22 protein-coding genes are annotated in these 17,340 nt (G+C 68.7%); 9 read left to right on the forward strand and 13 right to left on the reverse strand.

Annotated elements, in window-relative coordinates:
* Window positions 1–41: 41 nt before the first annotated feature.
* The 4 genes from AC3WSN_RS00835 to AC3WSN_RS00850 form a co-directional block, all read right to left on the reverse strand.
* Window positions 42–794, reverse strand: coding sequence for a hypothetical protein (locus AC3WSN_RS00835; RefSeq protein WP_492535688.1), 753 nt, complete (start codon window positions 792–794; stop codon window positions 42–44).
* Window positions 795–805: 11 nt separating this feature from the next.
* Complete coding sequence (locus AC3WSN_RS00840; RefSeq protein WP_492535690.1) at window positions 806–1,531, reverse strand: RlmE family RNA methyltransferase; 726 nt, start codon at window positions 1,529–1,531, stop codon at window positions 806–808.
* Between the two features lie 10 nt (window positions 1,532–1,541).
* The gene (locus AC3WSN_RS00845) at window positions 1,542–2,624 is read right to left on the reverse strand and encodes a Ppx/GppA phosphatase family protein (RefSeq protein WP_238197493.1); all 1,083 of its coding nucleotides are present in this window, start codon (window positions 2,622–2,624) and stop codon (window positions 1,542–1,544) included.
* Window positions 2,625–2,733: 109 nt separating this feature from the next.
* A complete protein-coding gene (locus tag AC3WSN_RS00850; RefSeq protein ID WP_012317168.1) occupies window positions 2,734–3,207 on the reverse strand; it encodes a response regulator in 474 nt (157 codons plus the stop codon).
* Window positions 3,208–3,520: 313 nt separating this feature from the next.
* On the opposite strand from AC3WSN_RS00850, the gene AC3WSN_RS00855 reads away from it, so the two are divergent.
* The 6 genes from AC3WSN_RS00855 to adh all read left to right on the forward strand — a co-directional run bounded on the left by AC3WSN_RS00855 (window position 3,521) and on the right by adh (window position 8,985).
* Window positions 3,521–4,318: a cold-shock protein gene (locus AC3WSN_RS00855; RefSeq protein ID WP_492535693.1), complete on the forward strand. Its 798-nt coding sequence runs from the start codon at window positions 3,521–3,523 to the stop codon at window positions 4,316–4,318.
* Window positions 4,319–4,418: 100 nt separating this feature from the next.
* Window positions 4,419–4,670 (forward strand): hypothetical protein, encoded by a 252-nt coding sequence (locus tag AC3WSN_RS00860; protein WP_492535695.1) that lies wholly within the window; start codon window positions 4,419–4,421, stop codon window positions 4,668–4,670.
* Window positions 4,671–4,947: 277 nt separating this feature from the next.
* A complete protein-coding gene (locus AC3WSN_RS00865; protein ID WP_492535697.1) occupies window positions 4,948–5,259 on the forward strand; it encodes an iron transporter in 312 nt (103 codons plus the stop codon).
* 26 nt (window positions 5,260–5,285) lie between these two features.
* Window positions 5,286–6,779: a PepSY-associated TM helix domain-containing protein gene (locus AC3WSN_RS00870; protein ID WP_492542976.1), complete on the forward strand. Its 1,494-nt coding sequence runs from the start codon at window positions 5,286–5,288 to the stop codon at window positions 6,777–6,779.
* Window positions 6,776–7,123 carry a DUF3325 domain-containing protein gene (locus AC3WSN_RS00875; protein ID WP_492535699.1) on the forward strand — a complete coding sequence of 116 codons (348 nt, stop codon included), beginning with the start codon at window positions 6,776–6,778 and terminating at the stop codon, window positions 7,121–7,123. Before AC3WSN_RS00870 ends, AC3WSN_RS00875 begins: the two co-directional genes overlap by 4 nt.
* Window positions 7,124–7,461: 338 nt before the next feature.
* Window positions 7,462–8,985 (forward strand): aldehyde dehydrogenase, encoded by a 1,524-nt coding sequence (adh, locus tag AC3WSN_RS00880; RefSeq protein WP_192706965.1) that lies wholly within the window; start codon window positions 7,462–7,464, stop codon window positions 8,983–8,985.
* Window positions 8,986–9,189: 204 nt separating this feature from the next.
* Here adh and AC3WSN_RS00885 read toward each other — a convergent pair whose 3' ends face one another.
* Both AC3WSN_RS00885 and AC3WSN_RS00890 read right to left on the reverse strand, forming a co-directional pair.
* The gene (locus AC3WSN_RS00885) at window positions 9,190–9,387 is read right to left on the reverse strand and encodes a hypothetical protein (RefSeq protein WP_492535701.1); all 198 of its coding nucleotides are present in this window, start codon (window positions 9,385–9,387) and stop codon (window positions 9,190–9,192) included.
* Window positions 9,384–9,677 carry a hypothetical protein gene (locus tag AC3WSN_RS00890; protein ID WP_492535703.1) on the reverse strand — a complete coding sequence of 98 codons (294 nt, stop codon included), beginning with the start codon at window positions 9,675–9,677 and terminating at the stop codon, window positions 9,384–9,386. The genes AC3WSN_RS00885 and AC3WSN_RS00890 overlap by 4 nt, the downstream gene beginning before the upstream one ends.
* A gap of 165 nt (window positions 9,678–9,842) precedes the next feature.
* Here AC3WSN_RS00890 and AC3WSN_RS00895 point away from each other — a divergent pair, with 165 nt between their 5' ends.
* From AC3WSN_RS00895 to AC3WSN_RS00905, 3 genes are read left to right on the forward strand one after another with little or no spacing between them, the layout of a single operon-like run.
* The gene (locus tag AC3WSN_RS00895; RefSeq protein WP_492535704.1) at window positions 9,843–10,268 is read left to right on the forward strand and encodes a DUF779 domain-containing protein; all 426 of its coding nucleotides are present in this window, start codon (window positions 9,843–9,845) and stop codon (window positions 10,266–10,268) included.
* 14 nt (window positions 10,269–10,282) lie between these two features.
* On the forward strand, window positions 10,283–10,696 hold the full coding sequence (locus AC3WSN_RS00900; protein WP_492535706.1) for a carboxymuconolactone decarboxylase family protein: 414 nt from the start codon (window positions 10,283–10,285) through the stop codon (window positions 10,694–10,696).
* Window positions 10,693–11,133: a cupin domain-containing protein gene (locus tag AC3WSN_RS00905; protein WP_192706969.1), complete on the forward strand. Its 441-nt coding sequence runs from the start codon at window positions 10,693–10,695 to the stop codon at window positions 11,131–11,133. The genes AC3WSN_RS00900 and AC3WSN_RS00905 overlap by 4 nt, the downstream gene beginning before the upstream one ends.
* A 4-nt stretch (window positions 11,134–11,137) precedes the next feature.
* Here AC3WSN_RS00905 and AC3WSN_RS00910 read toward each other — a convergent pair whose 3' ends face one another.
* From AC3WSN_RS00910 to gap, 7 genes are all read right to left on the reverse strand, one after another.
* On the reverse strand, window positions 11,138–12,190 hold the full coding sequence (locus AC3WSN_RS00910; protein WP_492535708.1) for a tetratricopeptide repeat protein: 1,053 nt from the start codon (window positions 12,188–12,190) through the stop codon (window positions 11,138–11,140).
* Window positions 12,190–12,834 carry a thiamine phosphate synthase gene (locus AC3WSN_RS00915; RefSeq protein ID WP_492535709.1) on the reverse strand — a complete coding sequence of 215 codons (645 nt, stop codon included), beginning with the start codon at window positions 12,832–12,834 and terminating at the stop codon, window positions 12,190–12,192. Before AC3WSN_RS00915 ends, AC3WSN_RS00910 begins: the two co-directional genes overlap by 1 nt.
* Before the next feature lie 19 nt (window positions 12,835–12,853).
* Window positions 12,854–13,924 carry a class II fructose-bisphosphate aldolase gene (fba, locus tag AC3WSN_RS00920; protein ID WP_192706972.1) on the reverse strand — a complete coding sequence of 357 codons (1,071 nt, stop codon included), beginning with the start codon at window positions 13,922–13,924 and terminating at the stop codon, window positions 12,854–12,856.
* A gap of 152 nt (window positions 13,925–14,076) precedes the next feature.
* Complete coding sequence (locus tag AC3WSN_RS00925) at window positions 14,077–14,376, reverse strand: hypothetical protein (RefSeq protein ID WP_492535712.1); 300 nt, start codon at window positions 14,374–14,376, stop codon at window positions 14,077–14,079.
* A gap of 44 nt (window positions 14,377–14,420) precedes the next feature.
* A complete protein-coding gene (locus AC3WSN_RS00930; RefSeq protein ID WP_492535714.1) occupies window positions 14,421–15,623 on the reverse strand; it encodes a phosphoglycerate kinase in 1,203 nt (400 codons plus the stop codon).
* Between the two features lie 35 nt (window positions 15,624–15,658).
* Window positions 15,659–16,126, reverse strand: a complete 468-nt coding sequence (locus AC3WSN_RS00935; protein ID WP_192706975.1) for a hypothetical protein — start codon at window positions 16,124–16,126, stop codon at window positions 15,659–15,661.
* An 89-nt stretch (window positions 16,127–16,215) separates the two neighbouring features.
* On the reverse strand, window positions 16,216–17,220 hold the full coding sequence (gene gap / locus AC3WSN_RS00940) for a type I glyceraldehyde-3-phosphate dehydrogenase (RefSeq protein ID WP_238197479.1): 1,005 nt from the start codon (window positions 17,218–17,220) through the stop codon (window positions 16,216–16,218).
* Between the last annotated feature and the right edge of the window lie 120 nt (window positions 17,221–17,340).

Here is a 17,340-nt window from a genome sequence, read left to right on the forward strand (position 1 = left end):
CCGTCCCGGGCAACCGGGGCGGCCTTTTCTTCGCGCGGCCGTCAGGCGCGCGCCGCGCGCCAGTCCGGATAGGCTTGGACTTGGTGAACCAGGCGATGCCGCTGCCCGATCTCGCCGAAGGGCGCGATTTCCCAATCCCAAGCCGCCTCGTATTGGGGCAGGGCGACGCCGAACATCAGGTCGAGGCTGTTGGTGATCTGGCCGGCGCGGTCCTCTGTGCGCTGCACCGTATCGGTGATCAGGCACACGCACTCGGCCTGTCCGGCGAGAATGTCCAGCGTGGCAAGATGCGCCTCGATGATGTGCCGTCCGAGATGCGGCGGCGCCTCGCGACCCCGGGCCTCGTAGGCGTCGAGCGGCACGATGGGGAGTTGCGAGAGCAGGTTGGCCGAGACGATCAGGTCGGCATCCGCACAGGCCTCGGCCCAGTCCCCCGCCGAACCGGCGCTGATCTCCGCGGTCTTCAGTGCGACGTTCCGATAGCGGCGTGCGGCAAGCCGCGTCGGCCAGGGATGAACCGCGTCGACCAGGCTGATCCGCCCGAACAATTGGGCCAGGATCGCGAGCGGTATGTCGTCGAGGAGCCCGGAACCAAGCACGACGGCATGGCGCCGCCCCCGGGTCGTCTCCGCAGCCGCTGCGACGACGCCGCGCGCGTTCGCCAGATGCGGCGCCCAGGCGGCGCGGCAGCGACGGGATCGGGCGTGGAGTAGGCCGCTCTGCCGGACATAGCCGAGCCGGCGCAGGCGCAGCGGCGCGGGATTGAGAATAGACAACGCCCAGGCGAGCAGCATCGCCGGCCGGGTCAGAACTCGTCCGGTTCCGGTGCCCGCGCCGCTGTCCCGCGATAGCCGGTCGCCAGCACGTAGAGCTCGCTCGAATCGGCACGGCTCGCCGCCGGCTTCACGTGGCGGACGAGGGCGAAGTCGCGCTTCAAATCGGTGAGCAGCGCGCCCTCGGTCCCGCCCTGGAGCACCTTCGCGAGGTAAGCGCCGCCCGGCCCCAGGATCTCGCGGGCGAATTCCGCGGCGGTCTCGGCCAGCCCAATGATGCGCAGGTGATCGGTCTTCTTGTGACCCGTGGCGTTGGCGGCCATGTCGGACATCACGACGTCGGCCGGGCCGCCGAGCATGTCGGTGAGTTTGGCCGGTGCCTCGGGATCGAGAAAGTCCAGGGTGATGAACTCGACCCCGGCCATCGGCTCGATTTCCAGGAGGTCGATGCCGACGACCCGGCCCGACGGGCCCACAACCCGCGCGGCGACCTGCGACCAGCCGCCGGGAGCGGCGCCCAGATCGACGATCTTCTGACCGGGCTTGAGCAGCTTGTAGCGCTCATCGATCTCCAGCAGCTTGTAGGCCGCCCGCGACCGATAGCCCTCGCGCTTGGCCCGCGCCACGTAGGGGTCATTGAGCTGGCGCTCCAGCCAGCGCTTCTGCGACAGGGTTCGCCCGCGGCCGGTTTTCACCCGCTGCTTCAGCTCCCCGCGCACGCCGCCGCCGGAACTCGCGCCGCCGCGCCGATCGCTCATCGCGACACCTTCATCGCACCGCTTTCCGGTTCCAGACCCCGTCCTCCCGCATCATGTTCATCAGCAAGCCTTCGCGCAGGCCTCGGTCGGCGATGCGCAGGCGTTCAGATGGGAACGCCCGACGGATCGCTTCCAGGATCGCGCAGCCCGCCAGAACGAGATCGGCCCGGTCGCGGCCGATGCAAGGGTTGTCGGCCCGCTGTTCGAGCCGCGTGTCGAGCAGGTCATCGATTGCGGTGGTGACCTCGTCGTCCTGCATCCACAGCCCATCGACCCGCCGCCGCTCGTAGCGCGCCAGCCGCAGATGCATCGCGGCGATCGTCGTCACCGTGCCGGACGTGCCGAGCAGGTGGAAATGGGGTGCCGTGGCGGCGGCCGCAGCGCGCAGGGCGAAGGCCGACAGCTTCTCGGCCACTTCCTCGACCATGCCCTCGAACATGCGCCGGGTGACCTCGGCGCCGCCGTGGCGCTCGGCCAGGGTGACAACCCCGACGGGCAAGGAATCCCAGGCCCTGATGCGCAGGGTCGGGTCGGTGGAGGGATTGGCCGCCGCGCCGTCGAGCCACGCGATCTCGGTGGAGCCGCCGCCGATATCGAAGATCACGACGGATTCGGCGAGCGGGTCCGCGAGCGCCGCGCAGCCGGTGACGGCGAGATAGGCCTCGGTCTGCCGGTCGACGATCTCGAGGTCGAGGCCGACGCCGCGGCGGACGCGGTCGACGAAGGCCGCCCCATTCACCGCGAGACGGCACGCCTCGGTGGCGATCACCTTGGCGCGCTGCACGCCGCGGGTCTGCATCTTGGTCCGGCAGATGCGCAGGGCCTCGACGGTGCGCTCGATCGCAGCCTCGCTCAGCCGATCGGAGGTCCCGAGGCCCTCGCCGAGGCGCACGATACGCGAGAAGGCGTCGATCACCCGGAAGCCGCTGAAGGTCGGCTCGGCGATCAGCAGCCGGCAATTGTTGGTGCCGAGGTCGAGCGCCGCGTAGGTGGCACGACGACGCTCACGGCCCGGAAGCGGGCCTGGATGCTGGAGCGGCGCGGCGCCGGTCTGGATTCGGGACGGCGCGGCCGCGGCGGACTCGTCCCTCATCGGCGCGGCCGTCGATCCTTTGGGTCGGCCGGGAGCGCGACGCTCGGCCTTTGTTGCGTCTGACCCTACAGGCTCGGTCGGGAACTGCAACGTCCGATCGCATTGGCGATCAGGCGACGGCCTTCATCGCGCTGGCGCGCCGCGGGATCGGGCGCAGGAGGCTCTTCACCTGTGAGTAGGGTCGCGGCCGGTTGATCACCTCGTCCAGGCGCGACCACAGGGTCTTGGGCGAAAACGGCTTGGCGATGATCTCGTTGACCCCGAGTGCCACGGCACGGTCGACCACGTTCCGGCGGGGCTGGGCCAGCATCAGGATGATCGGGATCGTGGGGCAGGGCGAGGTCGTCGGCGTGCGCGCGAGGCGGATGAACTCCTCGCCCGAGAGGATCGACAAGTCCCAGTCGATGATGCTGATGTCGGGCTTGCTCTCCGCCAGCACGCCGAGTGCCTCGGCCCCGTCCGGCGCTTCGAGCACGCGCTTGATGCCCACGCGCATCAGCATGTCGCGGACGATTCGGCGGATATAGAGGCTCTCGTCGACAACGAGGGCCGAAAGATCGGGAAAGGTCGGAGTCGCGATCATGGCCGGCCGGCATTGCGGGACATGGCGGCGAGTCTAGCCCGGTCAGCGTTTGCGTTTCGCTAACGCGTTCCGTCGAATGAGAAAGGCCATCGCGTGAGCAGGCCCGCCTGCGTTGTTTGCCGCAAGAAAGTAACGAAACGAGGGCGTCTGGGCCAAGAAGGTCCTTGCGGTCAAGGCCCGATTGCGTCAGGACTAGGGCGTTATTCTTGGTTACCGCGACCTGGGGTAATGATAGTGCGGGGCGTGGGCTGTCTGGGATGGCGCGCACGCGGTATTCGAGACAAGGGCGGCGGACGGTCTTTGCGAGCTTTCTATGGGACGTGGTCGTGATTTCAGGGGGCCGCAGAAGCGCGGCTTCGACGAGGGTGGCGAGCCGAGATGGCCTGACCAAGCTCCCCCCAGCGGCGGATACGGCGGCGGCGGCTTCGGTGGCGGCGGCGGCGGTTTCGGTGGGGGCGGTTTCGACCGCGGCCCGTCGCGTGGTGCAGCACCGGTCGCGTCCGGGCCGGAGCGCGATGCCACGGTTAAGTGGTTCAACAAGGAGAAGGGCTTCGGCTTCGTCGAACTCGGCGACGGTTCGGGCGATGCCTTCCTCCACATCCGCGCCGTAGAGGCGGCCGGCCACGATGACCTGCAGCCGGGTACCCGGCTGACGGTGACGACGGCCCAGGGCCAGAAGGGTCCGCAGGTCACCAGCGTGACGAGCGTCGACACCTCCACGGCCGAGGCGCCCGCGCCGCGTCGCGAATTCCGTCCGCGCACCGGCGGCTTCGGCGGCGGCGGCGGTGGTGGCGGCTACGGCGGTGGCGGCGGCGGTTATGGCGGCGGTGGTGGCGGCTACGGCGGCGGCGGCGGTGGTTATGGCGGCGGTGGCGGTGGCCGCTCGGCTGGCGGCCCCTCTGTCGAGATGAGCGGTACCGTCAAGTGGTATGACCCTGCCAAGGGCTTCGGCTTTGTCTCGGTCAACGACGGCGGCAAGGACGTTTTCGTCCACCGTTCCGCCCTGTCGCGGGCCGGCCTCGACTCGCTGGCAGAGGGGCAGCAGGTCACGCTTGGCGTGGTCGAGGGCCAGAAGGGTCGCGAAGCGCAGAGCATCAACGTCGAGGACTGACGGGATCGCGGCGGCCGTTTTCCGGCCGTGATCCACGACGAAGACTTCAGGGCGGCGGCTCCTTTAGCGGAGCCGCCGCCCTCTTCATGTCAGGTCCGCCATGCGCCGTGTTGTCCTGTTGTCCGTTCTGCTCGTGCTTGCGGGTTCGGCGCGCGCGGAAGACTTTTCCGGCTTCTACGCGGGCATCAACGCGGGCTATGCCGTCGGTCACGGCCGCGACAGGACCGGGACTTTACCCAGCACCGGATCCGAGGCGGCCAAGCCCGCTCCCGGGACCGAGCTGCCGCCCAGCGCACGTGATGCGGCCGCGGCGCTCCGAATGCGCGATGCTGGCGGCTCGTCGAAGCGCTGAGGCCAGGCTGGTCCATTGATCCTGTTCCGAGATCAGCGACCGCACCGGGAAGCAGCCTCTGCGTCCTCGCAGATTCGCTCAGCCGATCTCGGGCCTCCGATTTGCCGTTGCTCGAAGCGTTGCGACTGACGGCGGGATAACGGCGCCAGCGACATAGCGGCCGGCCGCCTTAAGCGCCTCATCTCACACTAGAATCGTTCCGGAACATAGACGTTGCACCGTCGCGGCGGCCGCTGCTAGGTCGCGCCATGGGCTCACGGAAACGAGAGGTGGTGCGATGAGCGCCCGCGCGACGTCGATGCTCGCCGAGCGGATCGCGGTCGGAGGCCGTGTGCTCCTGGCGGCTTTGGGCGGCTACGCCGTCGCCGCGCTCGCGACCGCGCTGCTCGCCGTCAGCCTGCCCGGCCCGAAGGCCGAAGCTGTGTCCGCCGCGACTCTCGTAAGCTTCGCCATCATGGCCGCGGTGATCATCTGGGTCTTCGCGGCGCGGACGCTGGCCCGAGCGGCGCTGGGTCTGGCGGTCCTGGCATCGGCGATGATCTGTGCGCTGTGGCTCGCGGGAGCCTTCTCGGCCGGAGTTCCCACGTGAGCCGAGTTCGAAGCGTCCGGCAGTCCATGGCCTGGCTGCATACGTGGTCCGGCCTGGTGGTCGGCTGGGTGCTGTTCGCGATCTTCGTGACCGGTACGGCCAGCTACTATCGCACTGAGATCTCGCAGTGGATGCGTCCGGAACTGACCGACGCGGCGCCGGACCCGGTTGCGGCGGCCACGCGCGCCGGCACGTTCCTGCAGAAGACGATGGCGGACGCGGCGGGCTGGTCCGTGCGGCTGCCGAATGCCGAAAACCCGGCCGTCGAAGTCTATTGGTGGCAGAGCCCGGTTGGCCCCTTTCACCACGCGCTTCTCGATCCCGCCACGGGTGAGCCGTCGCGGGCGCGCGACACGCGCGGCGGCGACTTCCTCTACCGCTTCCATTTCGAATTGAACCTGCCGCCGATCTGGGGGCGCTGGATCGTCTCGGCCTGCGCGATGATCCTGCTGATCGCGCTGATCTCGGGGATCGTCACACATCGGCGCATCTTCGTGGATTTCTTCACCTTCCGGCGCGACCGCTCGGCTCAGCGGGGGTGGCTCGACGCCCACAACGTGACGGGCGTGCTGGCGCTGCCGTTCCATCTGATGATCGTCTATACGGGGCTGGTCACCCTGGCGTCGATGCTGATGCCCTGGGGCGTCAGGACCGTCTACGGCGAGGACGCGCTCCGGTACTATGCCGAGGCGGGTCTCATGACGCCGGGCCGGGCGCCTCAGGGACGGCCGGGCGCCCTGCTGCCGCTCGGCGAGATCGTGGCGCGGGCGGTCGCGGCCCGTGGCGAGATGCCGGAAGTGCTCATGGTGTCGATGCCGGGCGACGCCGGTGCGACGGCCACGGCGTATTTCGAGGAGCCCCACGGCCTCGCGCACCTGCACCCGCAGATCGCCTATGCGGCCGATACCGGCGCCGAGATCGGGCGTGTCGGCGAGGCCGGGGCTGCAACCCGAACGGGTGCGGTCATGGCCGGTCTCCACGAGGCGCATTTCGCCGCCGCGCCCCTGCGTCTCCTGTTCTTTCTCTGCGGCGTCATGGGCGCGGCGACGGTCGCCAGCGGCCTCGTGCTCTGGACCGTGGCGCGGGCGCCGAAGGGGAGCGATCCCGAAGGAATCGGTCTGCGCCTCGTGCGCGTGCTCAATCTGGGTACCGTCGGCGGGCTGCCGGTCGGACTCGCCGCCTACTTCCTGGCTAACCGCCTCCTGCCGTTCGGTCTGGAGGCCCGCGCTGACTGGGAGGTTCGAAGCTTCTTCGGAGCCTGGCTGCTCGCCGCCGTCGTCTCCGCCCTGTACCGGCGTGCGCTGGCCTGGACCGCCGCCCTCGGTCTGGCCGGCTGCGCGTTCCTCGCGATCCCGATCGTCGACGCCGTGACGGTGGGCGAGGCGCGCTTCCTCGGCTTCGACCTTGCCATGTCGGCCCTGGGGCTCCTTCTGCTTCTGGCAGCTCGGCTGGCATCGCGCCGCCACGCATTGAGTCCCCGCAGCGCCGGGGCAGCCCTGCACAGGACGGCGCAGGCGTGACCATGGCCGCACACGCGCTGACCCTGCTCCTCGCCTTCTCGGGATTTGCGGCCCTCGCGCTGAGCCTGGACCGGCATCACCGCGCCGCATTCCGAACACCGGTTCCCAGGCGCCGGGTCGGCGGCCTGCGCGCCGCGGGCTGGTCCGGACTCGCGCTGGCTTTCGCGGCGTCCGTCGGATCGTCCGGATGGGCGTTCGGCCCGGTCCAGTGGGTCGGGTCCCTGACTGCCTCGGCCCTCGCGGTGGTGGCGCTGATCGCCTACCGGCCCGGCTGGTTGCGGACGGCGGCCCTCGTCGCGCTGCCGCTCGCCGCCGCCATGCTGCCTCTGGCGCTGCCACATTGAGTGCGCTGCGCCGGAAGATCTCCTGCGCCTCAACCGTCATCGAGCGGACGTGAAGCGCAGTCTTTTGTCTACGCGCCGTCCGTAATGATTGCCCGAATATGGGCCTCGAGCGCTCGCGGTTTCGAGGAGGATTGTCCCCCTCGCGGTCACGATCGGAAGAGCGTAGGATCCTCGCACTCGCGCACTGGCCAAAAGTCCATCTTGATTCGACCGGCCAAAAGCCATTGGCTGCGATCACAGCGGAACCGGATGCGGCCCGATTGAACGGCCGCCCTGGCGCCAGCTAACGCCCAAGAGCCGCGGTTCGCGAGGCCGGGGCCTACGGAGGAAACAGAGCGATGAACAAGCCGGAATTCCTCGGCGACGCCAAGATCAAGTCGCCCTTCTCGGCCCGCTACGAGAACTTCATCGGCGGCCAGTGGGTCGCGCCCGCGGCCGGCCGCTACTTCGAGAACACCTCGCCGATCACCGGCAAGGTGGTGTGCGAGGTCGCCCGCTCCGACGCGCAGGACGTCGAGAAGGCGCTCGACGCCGCTCACGCGGCTAAGGAGGCCTGGGGCCGCACTGCCCCGGCCGAGCGCGCCCGCATCCTCCTCAAGATGGCCGACCGGATGGAGGAGAACCTCGATCTGATCGCGCTGGCCGAGACCTGGGACAACGGCAAGCCGATCCGCGAGACGACCCACGCCGACATCCCGCTCGCCATCGACCATTTCCGCTACTTCGCCGGCTGCGTGCGGGCGCAGGAGGGCTCGATCTCCGAGATCGACCACGACACGGTGGCCTATCACTTCCATGAGCCGCTGGGTGTGGTCGGCCAGATCATTCCGTGGAACTTCCCGATCCTGATGGCGGTGTGGAAGCTCGCCCCGGCGCTCGCCGCCGGCAATTGCGTGGTGCTGAAGCCCGCGGAGCAGACCCCGGCCTCCGTGCTGGTGCTGATGGAGATCATCGGCGACCTGCTGCCGCCGGGCGTGCTCAACATCGTCAACGGCTTCGGCCTCGAGGCGGGCAAGCCGCTCGCCTCGTCGCCGCGGATCGCCAAGATCGCCTTCACGGGTGAGACGACCACCGGCCGCCTCATCATGCAGTACGCGTCGCAGAACCTGATTCCGGTAACGCTGGAGCTCGGTGGCAAGTCGCCGAACATCTTCTTCGCCGACGTGGCGAACGAGGACGACGACTTCTTCGACAAGGCCCTCGAAGGCTTCACGATGTTCGCCCTCAACCAGGGCGAGGTCTGCACCTGCCCGAGCCGCGCGCTCGTGCACGAATCGATCTACGACCGCTTCATGGAGCGGGCGGTGAAGCGGGTCGAGGCAATCACGCAGGGCTCGCCGCTCGATCCGGCCACGATGATCGGCGCCCAGGCCTCGGGCGAGCAGATGGAGAAGATCCTCTCCTACATCGACATCGGCCGGCAGGAGGGCGCGCAGCTGCTGACCGGCGGTGAGCGCAACGTCAAGGACGGCGAGTTCGCCGAGGGCTTCTATGTGAAGCCGACGGTGTTCCGCGGCCACAACAAGATGCGCATCTTCCAGGAGGAGATCTTCGGGCCGGTCCTGTCGGTCACGACCTTCAAGGACGATGCCGAGGCGCTCTCGATTGCCAACGACACGCTCTACGGTCTCGGCGCCGGCGTCTGGACCCGCGACGGGACCCGCGCCTACCGCTTCGGCCGGGCCATCCAGGCCGGCCGCGTCTGGACGAACTGCTACCACGCCTACCCGGCCCACGCGGCCTTCGGCGGCTACAAGCAGTCCGGCATTGGACGCGAGACCCACAAGATGATGCTCGATCACTACCAGCAGACCAAGAACATGCTGGTCAGCTACTCGGCCAAGAAGCTCGGCTTCTTCTGAGCTTCTGCCCGGGTCAACCCCCGAGACAACTTCGCCCCGGCCTCAGAGCCGGGGCTTTTTACAGTCTCGCGGTCAGCGCTTCAGGCAGGACGCGGCGATCGCTGCCGATGTCCGGTCGTGCAGGCTGATGGTGCGGTCCGCCACCGTCCGGCGAACCTCCCCGCCTTCGTTGGCCTCTCCCTTCTCGAAATCCCAGAGCTGAGCCTACACCGCCCCGTCGGCATAGTAGCCGCAGAACGACGCTCGGTCCGCGATCACGGCGTCGCGTGGGATGACCCGCGCGGGGTGGTTCAGGCATGTTCGCAATTCGACCTCCCGCGCCGGCGCGTCGACATCCTCGCGCGACAGGGCAGGGAGGCTTGCCAGTCCGGCGAACAGCAGGGCGGCGAGCGGGCGGCTCAATAGACACCGTACCCGAAGCCTTCGTACGGCACGTTGGCAATCGAGCCGGGCGGCATCGGACCGGCCTCGGCGCTGACGGACGGAACATCGTCGGGCGCCCCATCCCAGCCGACAACGCCCATCGGGTTGTCCGGGGTGACGTTCGGATTTCCAGCCCCGTGCCAGGCGTGCTGAACGAACAGCGGCTGGGTGCGCGGCTGAACGCGGAGCGTCAGCGGGTTGGCGCCGGCCGGTGTCGCAGCAACGCCGGCGAACACGAGGGCGAGGGCGAGGGCTCGTGATGGGGTCATGGCGTCGATCAGCCCAGTCGGCTCTCCCTCCTGCGCCCGAAATGGACGCATTCTTGGCGAGCAACGCGGGACGGGTCGATCGGCAACAGCTTGGCCATTCCGCTCGCGGGAATGTGGAAATCCCGGCGCGCGGACGCATATCCAAGGTAACCCGGGGAGGTCAGCATGAGCACGGATGCGACGGTTGAAGCCACGACCGCGGAGCAGGTCGGTGCCGACGGCACGCCGCTGCGGGTCACCGCCACGCATAAGGCGCTGGAGCTCGTCGAGGAGCTGCGGGCCGAGTACGGCCCCGTGATGTTTCACCAGTCAGGCGGGTGCTGCGACGGCTCCTCACCCATGTGCTACCCGGTCGGCGACTTCATTGTCGGCGACGGCGACGTGCATCTCGGCCGCGTCGGTGGCGCGGATTTCTACATCAGCCGGTCCCAGTTCGAGGTCTGGAAGCATACGCACCTGATCCTCGACGTCGTGCCCGGTCGCGGAGGCATGTTCTCGCTGGAGAATGGCCGCGAGAAGCGCTTCCACATCCGCTCGCGCCTGTTTTCCGAGGCTGAGAATCGCGCCCTCGACGGTGCCTGCAAGCTCTGAAGGGAGGCCTTGCCATGGCAACTGTGACGCTCTGGAGCGACGCCGAGGCCGAAGCGGAGCCGCGGGTGCGGGCCGTGTTCGCGGACATCCGGGCGACGCGGGGCTCCGATTTCATCATCAATTTCTGGCGCGGGCTCGCCAACGATCCCGCCCTGCTCGAGCGGACCTGGACCAGTCTCAAGGCCGTCATGGGGCCGGGCTCACTCGATCCGCTGACCAAGGAACTGGTCTACATCGCGGTCTCGATTGCGAATGGCTGTCCCTATTGCATCCATTCGCACACGGCCGCGGCGCGCGCGAAGGGCTTGACGGCGGAGCAGCACGGCGAATTCCTGGCGATTGTCGGCATGGCGAACCTGACCAACGCGCTGGTCAACGGCATGCAGATTCCCGTCGATCCCGCCTTCAGGGTGGAGGAACGTCCATGAGCACCGGGTCCGAAACGCAGAAGCCAGGCTTCCTGGTGGTGCACGAGAGCGCACCATTCCGCGGCAAGCAGGGACACCTCTACCGTCCGGCGATCTCGGCCGAGGCGGTCGATTCCAAAGCCCTGCACATGCAGCTCCTTGAGATCCCGCCCGGTGAGCGGGCCCACGCCCACAAGCACGAAGCCCATGAGACGGCGATCTACGTCCTCTCCGGCGTTTCGGGCTGCTTCTGGGGCGAGCGTCTCGAGAACCACGCCATCGCGGGGGCCGGCGAGTTCGTCTACATCGCCGCCAACGTCCCGCACCTGCCGTACAATCGCAGCCAGACGGAGCCGGTGACGGCGGTGATCGCCCGCACCGACCCGAACGAGCAGGAGAGCGTGGTCCTGCTGCCGGAGCTGGAAGCCGGCGTCGACTGGTCGAAGGCCGAGGTGTAGCCCTTCAGCGCTGCTCGATCCGCTCGTTCGCCAGCCGCTCGGCGCGGGTCCGCTCGTCGGCGGAGAGCCCCGAAAGGGTCTGGTCGAGCCACGCGTCGGACAGCCCCTGACCGGCGGCGGCGAGGTTCCAGGCCGCAGCCTCGACCGTGTTCTTGGGCACGCCGCGGCCGACCGCGTAGAGCCGCGCGACTCGGTTCTGCGCGATCGCGTTCCCCCGCGAGGCCGCGTGCAGGAAGTAGCGGGCCGCGGAACGCTCGTCCTTGGTCACGCCGTTGCCGTTGAACAGCAGGATCGCGTACTCGACCTCGCTGGCGAGATCGCCGTTATCGGCGCCGCGGCGGAAGAGTTGCGCCGCCATGGCGGGATCCTTGGGCACGCCGCGACCCTGGAGGTAGAGCACGCCGAGATCGTGCTGGGCCGGCCCGATTTCCGCATCCGCGGCCTTCCGGAATTGCGCGGCGGCCGCGGCCTCGTCAGCAGTCGCGCCGGTGCCGATCAGAATCAGGCCGAGATTGTAGGCGGCTGTCGGTGAGCCGTGGGACGTGGCCTGTTCCAGCCAGCGGCGGCCGGCCTTCGCATCCTTCGGCATGCCGCGTCCGTCGAGGGCCATGAGGCCCAGAGACGACATGGCGGCGGCGTCGTTCTGAGCCGCCGCGAGCCTGTACCACTCGGCGGCTTTGACCGGGTTCTGCTTGACGCCGAGGCCCTGATTGTAGAGCTCGCCGAGCAGCGTCATGGCCGGCGCATCTTTGGGATTGGCCTCGATGCGTTTGGTCGCCTCCCGGAAGGCCGTGACGTACTGGCCGCGCTGGTACGCGCCGTAGGCGAGATCCGGGGGCTGACCGTTGGCCGGGGGCACGGCCCCCCGCGTATAGTTCGGCGTATAGGGACTCGGCAGCTCCGGCATCTGCTTCTTGCCGGGCTCGGCGCCGGGTGAGGCGGCCGACGGCAGCGCGTTCTTCGACGGCTCCGCCGGTCCAGTGGCACCCCAGGCCGGGGCGGCCAGCACCGAGAACGCGGCGATGACCGCCAGGGTGTGCGGCGACGGCCGCGTCATCAGGCTCCCGCCTCCTGCATCGTCCGATGGGCCCGCTCGACCGCGGCCGGATCCTGCAGCCAGAGCCGGCTCTCGAGCCCGACGAACTCGGCACCTGTCGCGTACAAGGACGCGATCTCGTCGGCAGCCGCCGCGACGGCGATGCACGGAGTCTCGAAAATCTCCGCCCACCACGTGGCGCGTGCCAGCACACCCTCGGGATCAGGGGCGATGCCGTCCGGATAGAGGCCGCCGAACATCAGGTAGTCGATGCCCGCTTCGCCAGCCTCCATGGCCGCGTGCTTCGTCTCGATGCCGCCGGCGCCGAGGATGCGGCCCTCCTTCAACCGGCCACGCAGATCCTTGAGGTCGCGTGGCTTGTCGACATGGATGCCGTCGGCACCGCCGCGGATCGCCACCGCGGCCAGATCGCCGACGAAGCCCGGGCAGGCCACGACCAGAGCGGCGCCGTGCTCTTGAGCCACCGGCGCCACCTGCTTCACGCGGGCGACCAGTGCGCGCTCGTCGACCGCGGCGAGCCGCAGGATCACCGCGGCCACTTCGCCGCTCCCGAACGCACCCTTCAGGGCGGCTACAAAACCGTCGAGGTCGGCGGCGTCGAGGCCGTGGGGCCCGAGCAGGGCGAGACGCGCATCGTTGCTCATCGCGAGGGGCTGCGTGGTCTCACCGTGCGCCGATCTTCGGATCGAGCGCGCCGCTGGCGTAGCGCTTGGCCATCTCGGCGACCGAGATCGGCCGGATCTTGGATCCCTTGCCGGCGGTGTTGAACTCCTCGAAGCGCTGCTTGCAGAGCTTCGTCATCGCCTCCATGGCGGGCTTCAGGTACTTGCGCGGATCGAACTCGGACGGGTTCTCGGTCAGGACCTTCCGGATCTGGCCGGTCATCGCCATGCGGTTGTCCGTGTCGATGTTGATCTTGCGCACGCCGTGCTTGATGCCGCGCTGGATTTCCTCGACCGGGACGCCCCAAGTCGGCTTCATCTGCCCGCCGTACTGGTTGATGATGTCCTGCAGGTCCTGCGGAACCGACGAGGAGCCGTGCATGACGAGGTGGGTCGTCGGCAGGCGGCGGTGGATCTCCTCGATCACGTTCATCGCCAGCACCTCGCCGTCGGGCTTGCGGGTGAACTTGTAGGCACCGTGGCTCGTGCCCATCGCCACCGCTAGCGCGTCCACCTTGGTGGCCTCGACGAACTTCACAGCCTCGTCCGGATCGGTCAGGAGCTGGTCGTGGCTGAGGGTGCCCTCGGCGCCGTGGCCGTCCTCGGCCTCACCCTGGCCGCTCTCCAGCGAGCCGAGCACGCCCAGCTCGCCCTCGACTGAGACGCCGGCCCAATGGGCCATCTTGGTGACGTTGCGGGTGATCTCGACGTTATAATTGTAGTCGGCCGGGGTCTTGCCGTCGGCCTTGAGCGAGCCGTCCATCATCACGGAGGTGAAGCCGTACTGGATGGCGGTGGCGCAGGTGGCTTCGTTGTTGCCGTGGTCGAGATGCATGCAGACTGGGATATGCGGGTAGATCTCGACGAGCCCGTCGATCAGCTTGGCCAGCACGATGTCGTTGGCGTAGGCGCGGGCGCCGCGGCTCGCCTGCAGAATCACGGGCGAGTCCGTTGCGTCGGCTGCCGCCATGATGGCGAGCCCCTGCTCCATATTGTTCAGGTTGAACGCGGGCACCCCGTACTCGTGCTCAGCGGCATGATCGAGGAGCTGCCGGAGGGTGATGCGTGCCATCGTGCGTGTCTTCCCGTTTCCGTTTGGTCGTCTGCCCGATCGCCGATGGCGCCGTGCGGCGCTCAGCTGAGCTGTATCGTATCGCTCTGCCGAGAGCCTTGCTTTCGGTCAATCTCAGACGCCGAATTGCGCGTTCCTTGCCCGAATGATCCTCAACCCGTTCTGCTCTTGAGGGCCGCGACGCGTTCCTCGACCTCGCTGAACCGCGTGTCGAAATCGCCGGCCGTGGCGCGCATCATTACGAGCATCCCGGCCGCGTTGCGGCGATCCTCGCGCATGCCCGTTTCGAGACCGTCCATCCGCATCTCGAAGTTGCCCATGCGCGTCTCGAGCTTGTCGAAGCACGCGAGCACCTGTGCAGGGCTCACTTGGATGCCCGTCAGGTTCTCGAAAGTCGCGTTCTCCACGGTGTCACCAAGCGACTCGGCCCCCCGGCTGATGAACGCCGCCATAATAGACGGGTTCGCGCCGCTGGGGGAGGAGAGCAAGTTCTCCCTCAGCCCTTCGCCCGCAACGCCTCGACGCCCGGCAGGGCCTTGCCTTCCAGCCATTCGAGAAAGGCGCCGCCGGCGGTCGAGACGTAGGTGAAGTCCTGCGCGACGCCCGCATGGTTGAGAGCGGCCACGGTGTCGCCGCCGCCCGCCACCGAGACGAGGTGACCGGCCTTCGTCCGCGTGGCTGCGTGCTTGGCGGCCGCTACCGTCGCGGCGTCGAACGGCGCGAGCTCGAACGCGCCCAGCGGGCCGTTCCAGACCAGGGTCTTGGCCCCGTCGATGGCGGCATTGATCTCGGCGACCGAGCGCGGGCCGGCATCGAGGATCATGCTGGCTTCCGGCACCGTGTCCACCGAAACGGTGTCGTGAGGGGCTTGCGCCTTGAACTCCGTCGCGGCGACGGCGTCGACCGGCAGGATGATCCGGCAGCCGGCCTTCTGGGCCGCCGCCAGGATCCGGGTCGCGGTCTCGGCGAGATCCTTCTCGCACAGGGACTTGCCGACGGACTTGCCCTGGGCGTGCAGGAAGGTGTTGGCCATGCCGCCGCCGATCACCAGCATGTCGACCTTGGCGACGAGGTTCTCCAGAAGATCGATCTTGGAGGATACCTTGGCGCCGCCGACCAGCGCGATCACCGGGCGCTGCGGCGATTCCAGGCCCTTGGTGAGGGCCTCGAGCTCGGCCTGCATCTCACGGCCGGCATAGGCCGGCAGCCGGTGTGCCAGCCCCTCGGTGGAGGCGTGGGCCCGATGGGCCGCCGAGAAAGCCTCGTTGACGTAAACGTCACCGTTCGCCGCCAGCGCGTCCGCGAAGGCCGCCTCGTTCTTCTCCTCGCCCGGATGGTAGCGGGTGTTCTCGAGGAGCAGGACATCGCCGTCCTTGAGGGCTGCCACAGCCTGCGCGGCCGCCTCGCCGACGCAATCCGCCGCGAAGGCGACCTCGCGTCCCAGTGCCGCCGCGAGGGCTGGGACCACCGGCTCCAGCGAGTCCTTCGGCTCGCGCTTGCCCTTCGGCCGACCGAAATGGGCGAGCAGGATCACCTTCGCGCCCTTCTCGGCGACCTCGCGGATCGTCGGCGCGACACGCTCGATGCGGGTCGCGTCGGTCACGCGACCGTTCTCCATCGGCACGTTCAGGTCGACGCGCATGAGAACCCGCTTGCCCGTGAGGGAGCCGGCGTCGTCAAGGGTACGGAAGGCGCTCATGCGGTCTGTTGCGGTCCTGTGCGGGGCGACGGGGATTACTGGACGGTCGTGCCGATGGCGGCGCGCTGCGGCAGCAGGCGGTCGAGGTTGAGCCGCTGGACGGCGACCATCAGGACCACTGTCAGAATGGCGGTGATGACGGCGGTGAGAACCAGGGCGCCGGTCCCGGGCAGGCGCCGGGTGCGCTCGGCCAGACCGCGCATTTCCGTCCGGAGCGCCGCGAGGTCGGATTGGCGCGCGGATTCGTTCATCCGGTTCGCGGCATTCTCGACCTTGTCCTCGACGCGGGACAGCAGCGCCTCGGAGCGGGCGTACTTGTCCTCAATACGCGAGCACTTGTCCTCGATCCGCGCGAGCTGGTCGAAGAGCTGATTGGCCGGGAGCGCGTGCGACGGCGTAGTATTGGCCGGGGCAACGGTCGCGGTGGGCGGTGGCGGGGCCGGCCGCGGTGCGGGCGGCACGAGTTCCGGCCCGGTTGACGTGCCCTGCGAAGCGTCGGTCATCCCTGAAGAGTCCCTGGTTCGAAGTAAGGCCGTCCGATGGAAGGCGCGGCCGCCGGCCTCTCACGAGGCGGCGACCGCGGCAAGGCAGTTCAGATGAGTTTGGCCATCGCTACGGCCGTGTCGGCCATGCGATTCGAGAAGCCCCACTCGTTGTCGTACCAGGTCAGGATCCGCACCAGCACGCCGTCCATTACCTTGGTCTGGTCGAGGTGGAACGTCGACGAGTGCGGATCGTGGTTGAAGTCGATCGAGACGTTCGGCCGGTCGGTCACGCCGAGCACGCCCTTGAGCGGGCCCGCAGCGGCCGCCTTGATGGCGTCGTTGATCTCCTGAACCGTGGTCGCGCGCTTGGCCGTGAACACGAGGTCCACCGCCGAGACGTTGGGGGTCGGAACGCGGATCGCGGTCCCGTCGAGCTTGCCCTTGAGTTCCGGCAGCACGAGGCCGACCGCCTTGGCGGCGCCGGTCGAGGTCGGGATCATCGAGAGCGCCGCGGCGCGGGCCCGGTAGAGATCCTTGTGCATCTGGTCCAGCGAGGGCTGGTCGTTGGTGTAGGAGTGGATCGTGGTCATGAAGCCGCGCTCGATGCCGACGGCCTCGTCCAGCACCTTCGCCACCGGGGCGAGGCAGTTCGTGGTGCAGGACGCGTTCGAGACCACGAGGTGCTCGCGCGACAGCTTGTCGTGATTGACGCCGTAGACCACCGTCAGGTCGGCGCCGTCGGCCGGGGCCGAGACGAGGACGCGCTTGGCGCCGGCGTCGAGATGGGCCTTGGCCTTGTCCTTCGAGGTGAAGATGCCAGTGCATTCCAGCGCGATGTCGACACCGAGATCGCGGTGGGGCAGCTCGGCCGGGTTGCGCACGGCCGTGACCTTGATGCGCTTGCCGTTCACCACCAGGAACTCGCCGTCCACAGCGACCTCGCCGGGGAAGCGGCCGTGCACCGAGTCGTAGCGGAGCAGGTGGGCGTTGGTCTCCACCGGGCCGAGATCGTTGATCGCCACGACCTCGATGTCGGTGCGGCCGGCTTCCGCGATCGCGCGCAGGACATTGCGGCCGATGCGTCCGAACCCGTTGATGGCAACCTTCGTCACGGCGTGACTCCTTCCTGATGCGGCGCACCGCGCGCCGGACCGCTGGCTGCGGTCCGCGGGGCGGTCTCGGCGGCCCGCCGCCGTGCCGGGCGGATCTGGGCGGGCGGGTTTGAACCTGCG

The organism is Methylobacterium sp. FW102-HT35C08 (assembly GCF_058790235.1).